Source organism: Porticoccus sp., from assembly GCF_965660005.1.
Lineage (GTDB): Bacteria > Pseudomonadota > Gammaproteobacteria > Pseudomonadales > Porticoccaceae > Porticoccus.
Genome location: NZ_CBFHYF010000014.1, coordinates 1 through 16,371, shown reverse-complemented (window position 1 = coordinate 16,371; position 16,371 = coordinate 1). Strand labels below are relative to the sequence as shown.

Here is a 16,371-nt window from a genome sequence, read left to right as displayed (position 1 = left end):
TCTCGTGTTAAATAGCGGCTTGTAATGTCTGAAACATCTTGGCCGGAATGGCCGTGGGTCGTTTGGTTTGATGGTTGATACAGGCCACTTTGACAACCCCTTCGACCAAAAGCTGTTCACCCCTCAGCACCCTTTGCGCGATAGTGAATGACGTTCTGCTCACGTCGACCAGTCTGGCCGTGGCCACAATCTGGTCATCCAATATTGCCGGTTGCCGGTACTTCAGTTCCACCGAACAGACCACAAATTGCATGCCCTCAAACAGCGCCGGCTTGTCATAACCCAGCGATCGGATCAGTTCAGTACGGCTGCGTTCAAGGTACTTCAGATAATTGGCATAGTAGACAATTCCGCCCGCGTCGGTGTCTTCCACATAGACGCGGATCGGTAGACAATATTCTTTGGTCATTTCTCCATGAAATCCAGTTGTTGGTCAATTTGTTGCGGACTTTTCAGGCCGAAATGCTGGTAGGCGAGGCGCGTCACCATTCGACCCCGAGGGGTTCTCATCAAATAGCCCTGTTGAATCAGGAACGGTTCCAGCACATCCTCGATCGTGCCCCGCTCTTCACTGATCGCGGCAGCCAGGCTGTCCAACCCCACCGGGCCCCCATCAAACTTCTGCATGATGGTCAGCATCAGTCGGCGATCCATATGATCAAAGCCGTTGGCATCCACATTGAGCATATTCAGCGCCTGGTCAGCCACCGCCGCGCTGATCTTGCCATCCGCTTTAATTTCGGCGTAGTCCCTGACCCGGCGCAACAGCCGATTGGCGATTCTGGGGGTACCCCTCGCACGGCGGGCAATTTCCAGAGCACCCTGCGGCCCCATGGCCACTCCGAGAATATCCGCAGACCGGGATACAATCGTGCTCAACTCGTCCACCGAATAAAACTCAAGGCGCTGCACGATGCCAAAGCGATCCCGCAATGGCGAGGTGAGCAGCCCCGCCCTGGTCGTTGCGCCGACGAGTGTAAAGGGTGGCAGGTCGAGCTTGATCGAGCGGGCAGCCGGCCCCTCACCAATCATGATGTCCAGTTGGTAGTCTTCCATGGCCGGATAAATCACTTCTTCCACCACCGGACTGAGACGATGAATCTCGTCAATGAACAGCACATCACCCGGCTCCAGATTGGTCATCAGGGCTGCCAGATCACCGGCTTTTTCCAGCACCGGACCGGAGGTGGTTTTTAAATCTACGCCCATTTCATTGGCAATGATATGGGCCAGTGTGGTCTTGCCTAGACCGGGAGGGCCAAACACCAGTGTATGGTCCAGCGGCTCGCCGCGCCTGCGCGCGGCACCGATAAATATTTCCATCTGTTCACGAACCGCCTGCTGCCCGACGTAGTCGGCCAGACTCAGGGGGCGAATCGCAGGGTCGAAGCGCTCTTCCTGGACGGAAGCTTCGGGAGAAATCAGGCGATCGTTCTCAATCATGGGCGCAGTATATCTTGCACAGGCTAGCTTTTAACCATGCTTTTGAGAGCAAGACGAATCAATTCCTGACTGGATTGTCCTTCGCTGACTACAGCCGTTATCATCCGGGCTGCCTCCTGGGGTTTGTAACCCAGGGCGATCAATGCACTCTCGGCTTCCTGGACCGTATCGGTTTGCCGTCCTGCCGGACCAGTGACTGCGGATTCAGTTGAACCGGCGGTGAACTGGTTGAGGCGGTCGCGCATTTCCACAATCAGTCGCTCGGCGGTTTTTTTGCCCACACCGGGCAAGCGAACCAGCGTGGCGGTATCGTTATGCTGTACCGAATGAACAAAGTCAGCTGCCGTCATGCCGGATAAAATTGCCAGCGCCATTTTTGGCCCCACGCCGCTTACTTTGATCAGGCTGCGGAATAACTCGCGCTCGACGGTATCGGCAAAACCGTACAGTTGCTGCACATCCTCCCGCACCACAAAGTGCGTGTGGAGTGTCACCGTCTGGCCTGGCACCGGCAAATCAAAAAATGTATTGAGAGAGACTAGCACTTCGTAGCCAATCCCCTGCACATCAATTAGCAGTTCCGGTGCCTTGCGCTCCAGCAATGTGCCGTGAATTCTTCCGATCACCCTGCGCGCCCTCTCTTCACAACAGCCATCATAGTACTCGCCATATCATTTATACCGCCCCCTCGCATAACGAACATCGGGAGGCAGTCCGGCCGTTGTACGGATTGTTTGCGCGTGGCAGAGCGCCACTGCAAGCGCGTCTGCGGCATCCTCAGAGGGTGCCGAAGGCAACTTCAATAACCGTGTGACCATGTGCTGCACCTGCTCTTTGCCAGCCGCACCACTGCCGACCACCGACTGTTTGACCGACCGCGCCGCATATTCGGCCACTGACAAGCCCGCAGCAACACCCGCCACAATCGCCGCACCACGGGCCTGCCCGAGCTTCAGTGCGGCCCTGGGGTCACGGGCAAAAAAAACATCCTCAATGGCCATCGCCTCAGGGCGATGCTCTTCGATAATGCTGGAAAGGCTCTCAAAGATCACCTTGAGACGATCCGGAAGTGCCCCGTCCGGCAGGCGAATAATGCCACTGGCAACATACTCGGCGCTGGAACCAACGGCGTTGACAAGGCCAAAACCGGTTTTTCTTGAACCGGGGTCGATACCGAGAATCAGTGTCATGGGAAGCACCAGAAATACTGTATATTGTCACAGTATCCTAATCGCTTAAAAAAACAAGACCCAGCTGCTCCGTTGACACTATTCCCACTAAAAAAGGCGGCTGTTGCCAGCCGCCTTTTTGCATTCACAAAGCAACCGTCTTTATTTGGTTTCTTCATCCGTCGATTCACCGGAATCAACCTCAGCCACCACCTCTTCTGCCGTGGCTTCTTCTATAGCAGGAGCTTCTTCTGTAACAGATGCTTCTTCCGCGGGGGCCTCGTCAGCGGGAGCTTCGGCTGCCGCTTCAACAGCCGTTTCTTCAACAACAGCCTCTACCGGCGCCGGCTTGACAACGGCCTGTTTGACGACACCCGCGGCAACCAGAATGCTGACTTTTTCGTCACCATTAATAATCTTCTTGTCGGTACCTTCAACGGCATAGCGACCTGAGCGTTTTTGATAAATGGTGTACTGGTCAGTTTTCTTAAGTACTTTCATCCTGTCTCTCCTGTGATTACTCGTTCTGTTAACAATATCGGGATACTCCCGGGTTTACTCTCTGACCCGACTGACTATCAGCCGAGCTCAGCCATCACCGACGCAGGAATATCCGCATTGGTAAATACATTCTGCACATCATCCAGGTCTTCCAGATGATCCACCAGCGCCAGCAGCTTTTCGGCACCGTCCAGATCAACGGGCACGGTAATCGAAGCCAGCATGGTGACCTCAGCACTTTCCGGTTCAAGGCCGGCACTCAGCAGGTCCTCTTTGACCGCAGTGAAGTCCTCCCATGCGGTGAGCACATCCATGGAACCATCGTCATTGGTCACCACATCCTCTGCCCCTGCCTCCAGGGCAATTTCGAGCAACCGGTCTTCATCAATCCCGGCGGGATAACTGATTTGGCCGGTACGCTTGAACAGGTAGGCAACTGAACCGTCCGTCCCCAGATTGCCACCACGTTTCGTAAACGCGTGACGCACATCGGAAACCGTGCGATTGCGGTTATCCGTCATACAATCCACCAACACCGCGATACCACCGACACCGTAACCCTCGTAGGTCACCTCTTCGTAGTGGTCACCTTCACCGGCACCCGCACCCCGGGCAATGGCTTTATCAATGGTGTCGCGCTTCATGTTATTGCCGAGCGCCTTGTCCACAGCGGCACGCAGCCGGGGATTGTCCTCCGGCATGGGCCCACCGGATTTTGCAGCCACAACCAGTTCACGAATCAGTTTCGTGAATACCTTACCGCGCTTGGCATCCTGTGCCGCCTTGCGGTGTTTAATGTTGGCCCATTTACTGTGACCTGCCATACTTTTCTCCCAGGAGGGGGGCACCTCTAAAACTGTTGCGCAACCAAATAGCTGCGTCACTTGCTCTTTGAATTGTTTATCAAATTTTATGGACACCCAGAACCGTCACCAGATCAGGGCAAAAGGTGCCAACCAATTACCTTTCTTCAACCGGTTTTTCGCTTGCCGGCTTTTCCCTCAAACGGATGTTCAGTTCGCGCAGTTGTTTGTTGTCCACGGCACCCGGGGCGTCAGTCATGACACAAGCGGCTGTCTGGGTTTTCGGGAAAGCGATCACATCGCGAATCGAATGACTACCGGTCATCAACATGATCAGTCGATCCAGGCCAAACGCCAACCCACCGTGGGGCGGACAACCGAACTTCAGGGCATCGATCAGAAAACCGAATTTTTCGTCCGCTTCGGCCTCACTGATACCCAACACCTTGAACACGGCACGCTGCATATCGGGGTTGTGGATACGAATTGAACCACCGCCCAGCTCCGTGCCGTTCAACACCATATCGTAGGCGATCGACAGGGCTTTTTCCGGATCGGCCTCGAGCGCTTCCACACAGCAGGCCGGTCGGGTGAACGGGTGGTGCAAGGAAGTCCAACCGCCCTCCCCGTCTTCTTCGAACATTGGGAAGTCTACTACCCACAATGGCGCCCACTGACAGGTGTAGAGGTTCAGGTCTGCACCGAGCTTACAGCGCAGGGCACCCAATGCTTCGGTGACAATACGGTGGTTATCTGCACCAAAAAAAATCAGGTCGCCATTCTCCGCAGCGGTGCGCTCGAGCATGGCAGCACGCACGTCCAGTGGCAGAAACTTGACGATCGGGGATTGCAGCCCCTCCTCCAGATCTTCCCTGTTATTGACCTTGATGTAGGCCAGCCCCCGGGCGCCGTAAATACCGACAAACTTGGTGTAATCATCTATCTGCTTGCGGCTGATCTCGTTGCCACCTGGCACTTTCAATGCCGTGACGCGGCCCTTTGGATCGTTGGCCGGTCCGGAAAACACCTTGAAATCCACCCCCGCCATCAGATCCTTGATTTCCACCAGCTCCAGAGGAATCCGCAAATCCGGTTTGTCGCTGCCGTAGCGCATGATGGCTTCGTTGTGTGGCATGGAGGGGAAATGCCCCAGGTCCACATCCAGCACTTCCTGAAAAACTGTGCGGATCATCTCCTCATTGATGGCCATGATCTCCGCTTCCGAGACAAACGACATCTCCACGTCCACCTGCGTGAACTCGGGCTGGCGATCCGCCCGCAGGTCTTCGTCACGAAAACATTTTGCGACCTGATAGTAGCGGTCCACGCCGGACACCATCAGCAATTGCTTGAACAATTGCGGTGACTGCGGCAACGCAAAAAACTTGCCTTCGTGGGTGCGGCTCGGCACCAGGTAATCGCGGGCACCCTCCGGCGTGGCCCGGGTCAGAATCGGGGTTTCAATATCCAGAAATCCGCGCTGATCGAGAAAATTGCGAATGATATTGGTCACTCTGGAGCGAAACCGCATATTGCTGAGCATTTCGGGACGGCGCAGATCCAGGTAGCGGTATTTGAGTCGCACCTCTTCACCCACTTTGTTGTGCTGATCCAGCGGGAAAGGCGGCGTCTCAGAGGCATTGAGTATCTGTACGGCCAGGCCATAGACCTCAATCTGGCCGGTGGCCATTTCCGGATTGACAGTTTCAGGGGTTCTGGCGCGAACCCGGCCTGTCACCTGCAGCACATATTCACTGCGAACCCGATCGGCAAGAGCAAAATGCTCGCCGCAATCCGGATCAAACACCACCTGCACGATCCCTTCACGATCACGCAAATCGACAAAGATAACGCCCCCGTGGTCGCGACGACGATCCACCCAACCACACAGAGTGACTTCCTGATCAATGTGTTCGGCACCGAGCACACCGCAATAACTTGTCCGCATTATGTCTTCCCGTTGTTGTTCAATAGAGCCAGGCAGAGCTTCCGATAGTATTTTTTCAGGCAGCGGGAGTGGGGCCAGCAGCCGTTTTCGACTTTTCTTCGGATTTGGGCTTGCTTTCCACCGGCTGATCACCGGCCAGGTTCTTTCTTTTCTCTTTTTTGAAATCCGTTTCGTACCAGCCACTGCCGCTCAGTCTGAAGCCGGCGGCAGTCAACTGTTTTTTCAGTTCCGGCTGATGGCAAACCGGACAGTCCGTCAATGGTTTGTCGCTGATTTTTTGCAGGGCCTCCATCTCATGACCGCAGGCCGCACACTCGTAACCATAAATTGGCATAACTAACACCCTGATTCCAAACCGGGCAGAACGCCCCTGATAAAAGCGCCGCATTATACCCCAGTAACCCGGGTGCTAGAAGATTGGATCAAGCCTGAATCCGTGCCATGGATAGCACCCTGATCAAAGTCCGATCAAAAGGGCTGCTTCAGCAGGACAGTGAAGTCGCCCCTGGCCAGCTCATTGACAACCGGATCGACCCGACCCGCAAACACTTGTCCGGTATACGTCTTTGCAGGCACCCTACCCCAGATGGGGTCGGGCCATGCCGCATCGCTTTTATAGCGGGCGATATGATGCACATGCAGCTGCGGCACCCGGTTGCCCAGGGTTGCGATATTGACCTTGTCCGGGGAGAACACGGCTACCAGTGTCTCCGCCAGCAGGGAGGATTCGCGAATCAGCTGATACTGATCCTGCTCTGACAGGTGATAAATTTCTGTCACCCCGGCAATTCGGGGCACCAGAATGAACCAGGGATAGTTGGCATCGCGATGGATCAACAACCGGCTCAGCGGAAAGTCGCCAATCATTATACTGTCAGCCATCAACGCAGAATCGAGCTCGAACATTTAGCAACCCCTTGTTCTGTACCCAAAGCGGGCTCCGCCGTAAAATAGCCGTTTTTACACTAACCTCCAAGATAAAGAAGCCACTATGCGCTCCAGCCAGTTCCTGATCGCCACCCAAAAAGAAACCCCTGCCGATGCCGAAGTCATCAGCCACCAACTGATGATTCGCGCCGGTATGATCCGCAAGCTGGCCGCCGGGCTCTACAACTGGCTGCCGCTGGGATTGCGGGTACTGCGCAGGGTAGAGGCCATCGTCCGCGAAGAAATGAACCGGGCCGGAGCACTGGAAGTCCTGATGCCGGTGACACAGCCGGCGGAACTTTGGCAGGAATCCGGTCGCTGGGAACAATACGGGCCGGAGCTCTTGAGAATGAAAGATCGCCACGACCGCGCCTTCTGTCTCGGCCCGACCCACGAGGAAGTCATTACCGATCTGGCTCGCAACCAGCTGCGCAGTTACAAACAGCTACCCGCCAACTTCTATCAGATTCAGACCAAATTCCGTGACGAAATCCGGCCCCGCTTTGGCATCATGCGGGCACGGGAATTCCTGATGAAGGATGCCTACTCCTTCCATACGGATCAGACCAGTCTGCAACAGACCTATGACGCCATGCACGCCGCCTACACGGCAATCTTCAGCCGCCTCGGTCTCGACTTCAGACCCGTCCTGGCGGACACCGGCAGCATCGGCGGCAGCCACTCCCACGAATTTCACGTGCTGGCGGCCTCCGGTGAAGACGATATCGCCTTCTCCAATGCCAGTGACTACGCCGCCAACGTCGAAATGGCCGAGGCGATGGCACCCGCGGGCAGTCGGCCAGCTGCTTCGGCAGAGATACAGGAAGTGGCGACCCCGGGCCAGCACAGCATTGAACAGGTCAGCCAGTTTCTTGGGGTAACACCCGAGCAGGTGGCAAAGACCCTGATCGTGCTGGGGGAGTCCGACCAGAACACCACCACACTGGTGGCACTGGTGTTGCGGGGCGATCATGAGCTCAACGCGATCAAGGCCGAAAAGCTGCCGGGCGTAGCATCCCCGCTGACTCTCGCCAGTGAATCACAGATAAAGGACATGCTTGGCTGTTCGGTGGGCTCTATCGGCCCGGTAGCGCTCAAGATTCCGACCATTGTGGACCGCAGCGCGGCCCATCTGGCAGATTTTGTCTGTGGCGCAAACCGTGATGATTACCATCTAACCGGTGTCAACTGGGAAAGAGACTGCCCGCTGCAGCAGGTCGAGGATATTCGCAACGTAGTCCCCGGCGATGCCAGCCCCGATGGCCGGGGCACGCTGGAGATCAAGCGCGGTATTGAAGTGGGGCATATTTTTCAGCTGGGCACCAAATACAGTGAAGCCATGAATGCCCGGGTGCTCAATGAGGAAGGCCGGGAGCAGGTCATGTTGATGGGCTGCTATGGCATCGGTGTGAGTCGTGTGGTGGCCGCGGCCATCGAGCAGAATCACGATGAAAAAGGCATTGTCTGGCCAGATGCGCTGGCCCCCTTCCAGATCGCCGTGGTGCCGATCAATATGCACAAGTCCGAACAGGTCCGTGAGGCCTGCGAAGCACTGTATTTGAATCTGCAGGAAGCGGGTTTTGACGTGCTGTTAATGGACGAAGAAAAGGCCAGGTTAGGGGTCATGCTGGCAGACATCGAGTTAATGGGTATTCCCCACCGAATCGTCGTGGGGGACCGCGGACTTGAACAGGGTCAGGTGGAATACTACCACCGTCGCAATGGTGAGAACTGCCACATCGCAGTGGCGGAATTGCCCGAATTCCTGGCACAGGCTCTCGGATGAGCACATCGATCGGCACGGGGATCGCACGGCGGCTGCTGCTGACCGTCGCACTCCTGTGGCTCAGCGCCGCTTCCGGGGGCGAGGAGCAGGAAATTGATCAGGCCCTGCTTGCCCTGTTGAAGAAAACCGTAGCACAGACTGACAGCTTTGAAGATCGCTTCGATGCCGAAGTCTGGCTGATGGCAAAATCCACTCAGCTTGCCCGGTACATTCCCGACAGCAGGGAGCGACTCAATCTGCTGCGAAAGATTCACCAGGCCGCCACCCGGGCAGAACTCTCACCGGAAGTGGTTCTCGCGGTCATTCAGGTGGAGAGCCACTTCGACTCCTACGCTGTTTCCAGTGCCGGGGCGCAGGGCATGATGCAGGTCATGCCTTTCTGGAAGCACGAGATCGGGCGCGCGGATGACAACCTGATCAATGTCGATACCAACCTGCGTTATGGGTGTACGATTCTCAAGTATTACCTGGACAAGGAAAATGGCAATCTCGCTCAAGCGCTCGCCCGCTATAACGGCAGCTACGGGAAAACCTGGTACCCCGAGAGGGTAATGGTGGCCTGGGACTACTGGCGTTAGAAAAACAAACACCAAAACAGCGCCTCAGGGTTATGTGAAACAAAAACCCTTTATACCGTGTGCGAAGAAAACACAAAAAATGCCAGCATTCGCTGGCATTTTTATTGGTTAAATCCGGTCGCTTGCCTTAGGCAATAACAGTAACGTTTTGTGCCTGCGGGCCCTTCTGGCCTTCGGTCACTTCGAAAGAAACCTGCTGCCCTTCAAAGAGTGTGCGACGGCCTGTACCGTTAATAGCACTGAAATGTACAAAAACATCCTTGCCACCTTCCTGAGCAAGAAAGCCATACCCTTTTTCTTCATTGAACCACTTAACGGTACCGGTAACTAAATCTGACATAACATCCTCGTAAGCACTTAATGCCAACCTCAGTTGGCGGTGTAAATATACAGGCAGCTAAACACCTGCAATTGCCACTTTAAAACGGCTTACAAAAACGCGCAAGCAAAAATACCTTGACATGCGCCAGAACTCCTTGCCACCTGACAGAAACCCTAGGGCAGCCCATCAAACTCTTCACCCTCTTTCACCTCGGGCGGCAGCAAATTCTCCCGAGTCATACGCAGAGCCATCAGCAGATTTGACGCCACATAGATGGAGGAGTAAGTACCGATTACCACACCCACAATCAGTGCAATGGCAAAATTGTGGATCAGCTCTCCGCCAAAAACAAACAGTGCCACCAGTACAAAAATTGTGGTCAGCGAGGTCAGCAATGTGCGCTGCAATGACTGGGTCAGCGACTCATTAATGACCTCTTTTGGCTCAGCCGTTCTCAATAGTCGAAAATTTTCCCGTATTCGGTCAAACACGACGATTGTGTCATTCAGGGAATAGCCAATGACGGCGAGCACCGCCGCCAATACTGTGAGGTCAAACTCCAAGCCGATGATCGAGAAAAATCCGAGGGTAATGATCACATCGTGAGCCAACGCAAGTACCGCACCAATGGAAAACTTGCATTGAAAGCGGATAGCTACGTAGAGCATGACCACGGCCAGCGCAGCCAGCATACCCAGACCGCCGTCCTCACGTAGCTCATCGCCCACCTGGGGGCCCACATAATCCACCCGGCGCATTTCGATTTCACTGTCGGTGTTATTTTGCAGTGCCGCAAATACCTGATCGGACAAACCGGCCGCCGGCTCACCCTGCAAACGAATCAGCACATCGCTCTCGGAACCAAAGTAGATCACAGTAGGATTTTCAAAACCGCTGTCCGTGAGCTGTGCCCGAACCACCGACAAATCTGCAGGTTGTGGATAGCCCACCTCGATCTGGGTGCCGCCGGTAAAATCGAGACCCAGTACAATGCCTTTCACGGACAGGGAAACCAGCGAACCCAGCACCAATAAAATGGAGAAGATCGCCGCCAACCTCCGCTGGCCCATGAAATCAATAACACGTAGCGTTGTCATGGTGAGCTCCTAAATCCAGACTTTGTTAATGGTACGGCCACCATAGACCAGATTGACCAACGCTCTGGTACCCAGAATTGCGGTGAACATCGAGGTCAAAATACCGATCGACAGCGTGACGGCAAAACCCTGCACCGGTCCGGAACCCACGGCATAAAGAATCACCGCCACGATCAGAGTGGTCAGATTGGCATCCAGAATCGAGACAAACGCCCGGTCATAACCGGCATTGATGGCAGACTGGGGTGGCAGGCCATTGGCCAGCTCCTCCCTGATCCGGGAGAAAATCAGTACGTTGGCATCCACGGCCATCCCCACCGTGAGCACGATACCCGCGATACCCGGCAGGGTCAGCGTGGCACCCAGCAACGACATCGCAGCGACCATAATTACCAGATTGAGGGAGAGCGCCACATTGGCAAAGAGACCAAAAATCCGGTAGTAGACCAGCATAAAAAGCAGCACCGCCATCATACCGATGGTGACCGACTTCACCCCCAGGGCAATATTCTCGGCACCCAGCGAGGGGCCAATGGTCCGTTCTTCCACGAAATACATGGGTGCTGCCAGACCACCGGCACGGAGTAGCAGTGCCAGCTCCGAAGACTCGCGGGGATTATCCAGACCGGTAATGCGGAAGGTTTTGCCCAGTGCACTGCGAATAGTGGCCAGACTGATGATTTTCTTTTCCACATAGCGCTCGGACGTCGCGACCTGCTCGCCGTCTTCGTTGGTGGCATAGGTCGTGCGGGTTTTATACTCGATAAACAGCACACCCAGGCGACGATCGATATTTTTTCGGGAAACCCGATGCATACGGGCACCGCCGTCAATGTCCAGCGTGATATTCACCTGGGGCAGCCCGTTTTCATCAAAGGAGGCTGTCGCGTTCGACACATGATCACCGGTAATCACCACCGTCCGTTCCAGCCAGGCATCGGGAAAACGGGATTTGGCATCCAGAAACTCAAATTTTTCTGCCGTGACCACGTTCTGTTCTTCGGCCTCCAGACGGAATTCCAGATTGGCCGTCTTACCGATAATCCGTTTTGCTTCAGCCGTGTCCTGAACCCCGGGCAACTCCACCATCACACGATTTCGGCCCTGGCGTTGCACGATGGGCTCGGATACGCCCAGTTCGTTAACCCGATTTCGAAGGGTCACCAGATTCTGGTTCAGGGCATAATCCTCAACCTCCCGGATTGCAGATTCCGACATCGTGGAGCGGATAGTGAATAACCCGTCTTCTGTAGTGAACTGCAGGGTCAGATCACGAAAATCGCGACGGAGAATCTGATTCGCTTCATCCCGCTCTTCTTCAGTGCGGAATTTACTGATAATCGTTGCCCCCTCGAGCTTCACCGTATGGTAGCGAAGTGTCTGCTCACGCATGGTACCGCGTATCTCTCGAACCGCCGACTCCATACGCTTGCCAACGGCTTCATCGATATTGACCTCGAGCAGGAAATGCACGCCACCACTGAGGTCGAGCCCCAGTTTCATCGGTTGTGCCCCCAGCGCAGCAAGCCACTCCGGCGTCGTGGGTGCAAGGTTGAGCGCCACCACGTAATCGGAACCGAGAGCCCGTTGAATGACCCTTTTTGCCGGTAACTGTTGATCCCTATCTTTCAGACGAATGAGAGCGCTTTCACCAGTACTCTCTGCACCGAAGTACTCGATACCTTCATCCAGAAGCGCCTGCTCCATCTGATCCAGCAATGGCTGGCCGATTTCGGTTGCACCACTTTGACCGGAAACCTGCACGGCGGGATCCGGCACATACAGGTTGGGCAGGGCATAAATGACGCCCAGAGAGACGACAAAGAGAATTAACAGGTATTTCCATAACGGATAACGATTCATATCACTGTTCTTTTATTGAGTCCTGAACGAAAAGGCTGACCATTATAGGGTGGAAGCAGCACCCTTGTCAGAAACGGCGGAAAATATCGGGCACCCGTGACATATTGGGGCAAATGAGCAAACCTCAAGCCGGTGGCTCCAGACCCTGCTGGCCATAGAACCGTACAGCGAATTCATCGAAGCTACTTTCTGCGATTGCCTGACGGATATCGGCCATCAACGTCTGGTAATAGCGCAGGTTATGCATTGTGTTCAGTTGGGCGCCGAGTATTTCACCACACTTTTCCAGATGATGCAGATAGGCCCGACTGAAATTCTGACAGGTGTAACAGTCACAATTCTCATCGAGCGGTCGGGTATCGTGCCGGTGCACCGCGTTGCGGATCTTGACCACCCCAGCGCTGGTGAACAAATGCCCATTGCGCGCATTGCGAGTCGGCATCACGCAGTCAAACATGTCGATACCCCGCCGCACGGCTTCGAGAATATCCTGCGGCTTGCCCACACCCATCAGATAACGGGGCTTGCCCGGGGGCATCTTCGGCGGCAGATAATCCAGAATTCGCAACATGTCCTCTTTCGGCTCACCCACCGACAATCCGCCAATCGCGTAGCCGTCAAAATCGATTGACTCGAGACCGGCCAGGGAGGCATCGCGAAGACTTTCATACATGCCGCCCTGCACAATACCAAACAGCGCAGAAGGATTGTCGCCATGGGCATCCTTGCTGCGTTTGGCCCAGCGCTGCGAAAGCTCCATTGAGGCACGGGCCTGCTGTTCGGTCGCCGGGTAAGGGGTGCACTCATCAAAGATCATCACCACATCCGCACCGAGCTGCTGCTGCACCCGAATGGATGTCTCCGGGTCGAGAAATACGGCACTGCCATCGATGGGCGAACGAAAAGCCACGCCCTGCTCGGAAATCTTGCTGATCGCCCCGAGACTGAACACCTGAAAACCACCGGAATCGGTCAGGATTGGGCCGGGCCAGTGCATGAATTCATGCAAGCCGCCGTGTTCCATCACCACGTCTGTGCCGGGGCGCAACATCAAATGAAAGGTATTACCGAGCAGAATCTGGGCACCAGTGGCCTCAACGTCCCTCGGCAACATACCCTTGACGGTACCGCAGGTGCCCACCGGCATAAATGCCGGCGTTTCAACCGTACCGCGGGGAAAGGTCATGCTGCCACGGCGCGCCTCACCATCGCGGCACGCCACCTCAAAGGACATAAAACAACTGTTTCTCATTGGGGAATGTCCTCTGCGGCGGCGGGATTGCGGGTCAAAAACATGGCATCTCCATAACTGAAAAACCGATAGCGCTCCGCCACTGCCTGCCGGTAGGCGTTCATCATGTGTGTATAGCCGGAAAAGGCACTCACCAGCATCAGCAGCGTCGATTCCGGCAGATGGAAATTGGTCAGCAGGGCATCCACCAGTTTGAACGAATAACCGGGGTAGATAAAAATATCGGTCTCACCGGTCATCGGTTGTATCTGGCCATCGGCGGCGGCACTTTCCAGGCATCGTACGCTGGTGGTTCCGACCGCAATAACCCGACCACCCCGGGCTCGGGTGTCCCGCACCTGCTGACAGACCTCAGCCGAGACCTCGATCACCTCTGAGTGCATCCGATGGTCGTGAATATCGTCAGCCCGCACTGGCTGAAAAGTCCCCGCCCCCACATGCAACGTCACAAAAGCAAAGTCCACCCCCTTTGCGCGAAGCTGGTCGAGCAGCGCCCGATCAAAGTGCAGCCCCGCCGTGGGCGCTGCCACGGCACCGGGTTTTTCAGCGTACACCGTCTGGTAGCGTTCCCGGTCAGCAGGGTCATCGGCGCGATCAATGTAGGGCGGCAAAGGCATATGGCCGTGGTTTTCCAGAATGTCCAGCGCTGTTCTGTCACCGAGAAAACGCAGCCGGAACAGATCGCTCTCGCGACCTTCCACCTCGGCCTCCGCTCCGCCTTCGAACTGAAGCCGGGTGCCCGCTTTTGGTGATTTGCTGGCCCGCAGATGAGCCAGCAATCGCTGGTCGTCCATCAGCCGCTCCACCAGCATTTCCACCTTGCCGCCGGAAGCTTTCTGGCCAAACAAACGGGCCGGAATCACCCGGGTATTATTGAACACCAGGAGGTCACCGGGTTTCACCAGCGAACTGATCGCCGGAAATTGCAGATGCTTCAGCGCTCCCGTCACGCCATTCACCACCAGAAGACGGCTGCCACAGCGTTCGGCAGCGGGCTGACGGGCAATCAGCTCGTCGGGCAGAGGGTAATGAAAATGGTCTCGGCGCATACGTTTGGGGAGGTTTGTAAAAGGCCGCAAGGGTAATGGAAATCCACCGCCAGAGCCAGTGTACCCGGCAACCGGGACAACACCGCTCTATTGCTTCTCCGGGGACCACTGCTATAATCGCGCCCCTGTGCCAGAGTGGTGAAATTGGTAGACACAGGGGATTCAAAATCCCCCGCCCTTAAAAGCGTGCCGGTTCGAGTCCGGCCTCTGGTACCACCTTAAAATCAACATCTTATGAACTTCCCGCCGCCCCAAAGCCATATTTTTGAAGAGTAGACCTATAGTAGACGGCTACTCATATTTCTTCATTCTTGATGCTAGATAACCTGTCCTACCTACCCCATCAGCAGCAACATTACTAAAACCCCTCAGAGGATAACCGCCGTGCCGTTTCATCCCAGCTTAGAGCATCGTCTAAATTAAATAGGTATCCGCGCTCGATAGGCTGTTTCTGTATACAGTCTATCGAGACGTTGTTAAATCGCCCTCTCGGCTTATACTCAGCCAATACGCGCTATCCTGCCACTCAGAAAAATGACCCAAATAAAACAGCGTGTTGCAGATTCGTGGGAAAAAATAACGAGATCCTATTATTTTAGATACCAGGAAACACTCGCCTTATTCAGAAGGGAATCGGATATGTCTCAATTTTCTATTCTGTATCAATCCGTTATAAAAAAGTGCCGAATATCAGCTTTGGCAAAGCGCGAGTGCGCCATATACAAACGTTAGAGCGAAAAACCGAGTCGTGGCACCTGATACTCATCCGTGTCAAAATTGAGTGATAAGTGAACGAGAGGTCTTTTCCATGAATCTCCAGAAAATTGAAAATGAGGCGCTCCACCTCCTTAAAGAGGAGCGAGTCCAACTGATCCAGCGACTCGTTCTTAGTCTGGAATCTCCGTCAGAAGAGGAGCTCAAATCCGATTGGTTGCTCGAGGCCCAACGTAGAGGCGAAGAACTCGATAATGGCTCTGTTCAGGCTGTGTCCGGTGAGGATGTCATGAGGAAGGCTAGAGCGTTCATCAAATGAACTATTCTTTTCACCCGGCAGCGGAAGCCGAGTTCCTGGAGTCAGTTGTGTATCCCGTCAGCAGAAGTTGGACTAACTAGCCTGTTTGTCTAAGAGATGGTTTTGGCTCATCGTTAACCCGAGAGGAACCGATGATGACAGACCAAAGAAGCGCCGAGAAAACAGTTCGTGATATTCGCCGACATACCCGCAAGAAATATTCTGCCGAAGAGAAGATTCGGATTGTACTGGAAGGCCTTAGAGGCGAAGACAGTATTGCCGAACTGTGCCGTCGTGAAGGCATTAACCCCAATGTGTACTACCGCTGGTCAAAGGACTTCCTGGAAGCAGGTAAGAAACGCTTATCAGGTGATACCGCCCGTGAAGCCAATACCGATGAGGTGAAGACCCTGCGATCCGAATCTGCAGCCCTCAAGGAAGCCCTGGCCGAAGCGAGTATGGAGAACCGCCTACTCAAAAAAAGCGTGATCGCGGATGGGGAGGTCGGTATATGAGGTACTCAGCGGCGGAGAAACATGAAATTATCCAGCTGGTGCAAAACTCGAATCTGCCGGTGCGCAAGACCCTGGATCGGCTGGACATCTGTAAATCCACCTTCTA

17 protein-coding genes, 1 tRNA gene and 1 pseudogene are annotated in these 16,371 nt (G+C 54.9%); 5 read left to right on the top strand and 14 right to left on the bottom strand.

Translation table 11 applies throughout. The features are described 5' to 3' along the window. Positions 1 to 7 precede the first annotated feature (7 nt). From ybgC to ACTF5G_RS05035, 9 genes are all read right to left on the bottom strand, one after another. Positions 8 to 409: a tol-pal system-associated acyl-CoA thioesterase gene (gene ybgC, locus ACTF5G_RS05075; RefSeq protein WP_438951732.1), complete on the bottom strand. Its 402-nt coding sequence runs from the start codon at positions 407 to 409 to the stop codon at positions 8 to 10. Continuing rightward, positions 406 to 1,443 (bottom strand): Holliday junction branch migration DNA helicase RuvB, encoded by a 1,038-nt coding sequence (gene ruvB / locus ACTF5G_RS05070; protein ID WP_438951731.1) that lies wholly within the window; start codon positions 1,441 to 1,443, stop codon positions 406 to 408. The genes ybgC and ruvB overlap by 4 nt, the downstream gene beginning before the upstream one ends. A 23-nt stretch (positions 1,444 to 1,466) precedes the next feature. Then, positions 1,467 to 2,069, bottom strand: a complete 603-nt coding sequence (ruvA, locus tag ACTF5G_RS05065) for a Holliday junction branch migration protein RuvA (protein ID WP_438951730.1) — start codon at positions 2,067 to 2,069, stop codon at positions 1,467 to 1,469. 45 nt (positions 2,070 to 2,114) lie between these two features. Continuing rightward, the gene (gene ruvC / locus ACTF5G_RS05060; protein ID WP_438951729.1) at positions 2,115 to 2,633 is read right to left on the bottom strand and encodes a crossover junction endodeoxyribonuclease RuvC; all 519 of its coding nucleotides are present in this window, start codon (positions 2,631 to 2,633) and stop codon (positions 2,115 to 2,117) included. A gap of 141 nt (positions 2,634 to 2,774) precedes the next feature. Beyond that, complete coding sequence (locus tag ACTF5G_RS05055) at positions 2,775 to 3,113, bottom strand: hypothetical protein (protein WP_438951728.1); 339 nt, start codon at positions 3,111 to 3,113, stop codon at positions 2,775 to 2,777. A 77-nt stretch (positions 3,114 to 3,190) separates the two neighbouring features. Further along, complete coding sequence (locus ACTF5G_RS05050; RefSeq protein ID WP_438951727.1) at positions 3,191 to 3,937, bottom strand: YebC/PmpR family DNA-binding transcriptional regulator; 747 nt, start codon at positions 3,935 to 3,937, stop codon at positions 3,191 to 3,193. 136 nt (positions 3,938 to 4,073) lie between these two features. After that, positions 4,074 to 5,864: an aspartate--tRNA ligase gene (gene aspS, locus ACTF5G_RS05045; protein ID WP_438951726.1), complete on the bottom strand. Its 1,791-nt coding sequence runs from the start codon at positions 5,862 to 5,864 to the stop codon at positions 4,074 to 4,076. A gap of 55 nt (positions 5,865 to 5,919) precedes the next feature. Continuing rightward, complete coding sequence (locus tag ACTF5G_RS05040) at positions 5,920 to 6,198, bottom strand: FmdB family zinc ribbon protein (protein ID WP_438951725.1); 279 nt, start codon at positions 6,196 to 6,198, stop codon at positions 5,920 to 5,922. Between the two features lie 134 nt (positions 6,199 to 6,332). Then, positions 6,333 to 6,770, bottom strand: a complete 438-nt coding sequence (locus ACTF5G_RS05035; RefSeq protein ID WP_438951724.1) for an HIT domain-containing protein — start codon at positions 6,768 to 6,770, stop codon at positions 6,333 to 6,335. A gap of 85 nt (positions 6,771 to 6,855) precedes the next feature. Between ACTF5G_RS05035 and ACTF5G_RS05030 the strand changes: the two genes are divergently transcribed. Both ACTF5G_RS05030 and ACTF5G_RS05025 read left to right on the top strand, forming a co-directional pair. Continuing rightward, entirely contained in the window at positions 6,856 to 8,577 is a 1,722-nt protein-coding gene (locus ACTF5G_RS05030) for a proline--tRNA ligase (RefSeq protein WP_438951723.1), read from the top strand. Then, positions 8,574 to 9,155 (top strand): transglycosylase SLT domain-containing protein, encoded by a 582-nt coding sequence (locus ACTF5G_RS05025; protein ID WP_438951722.1) that lies wholly within the window; start codon positions 8,574 to 8,576, stop codon positions 9,153 to 9,155. Before ACTF5G_RS05030 ends, ACTF5G_RS05025 begins: the two co-directional genes overlap by 4 nt. Positions 9,156 to 9,282: 127 nt before the next feature. On the opposite strand, the gene ACTF5G_RS05020 is transcribed toward ACTF5G_RS05025, so the two are convergent. The 5 genes from ACTF5G_RS05020 to queA all read right to left on the bottom strand — a co-directional run bounded on the left by ACTF5G_RS05020 (position 9,283) and on the right by queA (position 14,738). Further along, complete coding sequence (locus ACTF5G_RS05020) at positions 9,283 to 9,495, bottom strand: cold-shock protein (RefSeq protein WP_438951721.1); 213 nt, start codon at positions 9,493 to 9,495, stop codon at positions 9,283 to 9,285. Between the two features lie 155 nt (positions 9,496 to 9,650). After that, entirely contained in the window at positions 9,651 to 10,574 is a 924-nt protein-coding gene (gene secF / locus ACTF5G_RS05015) for a protein translocase subunit SecF (RefSeq protein ID WP_438951720.1), read from the bottom strand. A 9-nt stretch (positions 10,575 to 10,583) separates the two neighbouring features. Then, positions 10,584 to 12,437 carry a protein translocase subunit SecD gene (secD, locus tag ACTF5G_RS05010; RefSeq protein ID WP_438951719.1) on the bottom strand — a complete coding sequence of 618 codons (1,854 nt, stop codon included), beginning with the start codon at positions 12,435 to 12,437 and terminating at the stop codon, positions 10,584 to 10,586. A gap of 124 nt (positions 12,438 to 12,561) precedes the next feature. Further along, a complete protein-coding gene (tgt, locus tag ACTF5G_RS05005; protein ID WP_438951754.1) occupies positions 12,562 to 13,671 on the bottom strand; it encodes a tRNA guanosine(34) transglycosylase Tgt in 1,110 nt (369 codons plus the stop codon). Between the two features lie 14 nt (positions 13,672 to 13,685). Further along, positions 13,686 to 14,738, bottom strand: coding sequence for a tRNA preQ1(34) S-adenosylmethionine ribosyltransferase-isomerase QueA (queA, locus tag ACTF5G_RS05000; protein WP_438951753.1), 1,053 nt, complete (start codon positions 14,736 to 14,738; stop codon positions 13,686 to 13,688). 129 nt (positions 14,739 to 14,867) lie between these two features. Between queA and ACTF5G_RS04995 the strand changes: the two genes are divergently transcribed. From ACTF5G_RS04995 to ACTF5G_RS04985, 3 genes and pseudogenes are all read left to right on the top strand, one after another. Continuing rightward, positions 14,868 to 14,954: transfer RNA gene (locus ACTF5G_RS04995), tRNA-Leu, on the top strand. Positions 14,955 to 15,519: 565 nt separating this feature from the next. Next, the gene (locus tag ACTF5G_RS04990; protein WP_438951718.1) at positions 15,520 to 15,771 is read left to right on the top strand and encodes an addiction module protein; all 252 of its coding nucleotides are present in this window, start codon (positions 15,520 to 15,522) and stop codon (positions 15,769 to 15,771) included. 131 nt (positions 15,772 to 15,902) lie between these two features. Next, positions 15,903 to 16,371, top strand: a pseudogene (locus ACTF5G_RS04985) (transposase); the annotation flags it as partial.

Excerpts from the sequence above, each read along its gene's own strand:
- ybgC (WP_438951732.1), bottom strand. The coding sequence starts at position 409 with ATGACCAAAGAATATTGTCTACCGATCCGCGTCTATGTGGAAGACACC.
- ruvB (WP_438951731.1), bottom strand. The coding sequence starts at position 1,443 with ATGATTGAGAACGATCGCCTGATTTCTCCCGAAGCTTCCGTCCAGGAA.
- ruvC (WP_438951729.1), bottom strand. The coding sequence starts at position 2,633 with ATGACACTGATTCTCGGTATCGACCCCGGTTCAAGAAAAACCGGTTTT.
- ACTF5G_RS05055 (WP_438951728.1), bottom strand. The coding sequence starts at position 3,113 with ATGAAAGTACTTAAGAAAACTGACCAGTACACCATTTATCAAAAACGC.
- ACTF5G_RS05050 (WP_438951727.1), bottom strand. The coding sequence starts at position 3,937 with ATGGCAGGTCACAGTAAATGGGCCAACATTAAACACCGCAAGGCGGCA.
- aspS (WP_438951726.1), bottom strand. The coding sequence starts at position 5,864 with ATGCGGACAAGTTATTGCGGTGTGCTCGGTGCCGAACACATTGATCAG.
- ACTF5G_RS05040 (WP_438951725.1), bottom strand. The coding sequence starts at position 6,198 with ATGCCAATTTATGGTTACGAGTGTGCGGCCTGCGGTCATGAGATGGAG.
- ACTF5G_RS05035 (WP_438951724.1), bottom strand. The coding sequence starts at position 6,770 with ATGTTCGAGCTCGATTCTGCGTTGATGGCTGACAGTATAATGATTGGC.
- ACTF5G_RS05030 (WP_438951723.1), top strand. The coding sequence starts at position 6,856 with ATGCGCTCCAGCCAGTTCCTGATCGCCACCCAAAAAGAAACCCCTGCC.
- ACTF5G_RS05025 (WP_438951722.1), top strand. The coding sequence starts at position 8,574 with ATGAGCACATCGATCGGCACGGGGATCGCACGGCGGCTGCTGCTGACC.
- ACTF5G_RS05020 (WP_438951721.1), bottom strand. The coding sequence starts at position 9,495 with ATGTCAGATTTAGTTACCGGTACCGTTAAGTGGTTCAATGAAGAAAAA.
- secF (WP_438951720.1), bottom strand. The coding sequence starts at position 10,574 with ATGACAACGCTACGTGTTATTGATTTCATGGGCCAGCGGAGGTTGGCG.
- secD (WP_438951719.1), bottom strand. The coding sequence starts at position 12,437 with ATGAATCGTTATCCGTTATGGAAATACCTGTTAATTCTCTTTGTCGTC.
- tgt (WP_438951754.1), bottom strand. The coding sequence starts at position 13,671 with ATGTCCTTTGAGGTGGCGTGCCGCGATGGTGAGGCGCGCCGTGGCAGC.
- queA (WP_438951753.1), bottom strand. The coding sequence starts at position 14,738 with ATGCGCCGAGACCATTTTCATTACCCTCTGCCCGACGAGCTGATTGCC.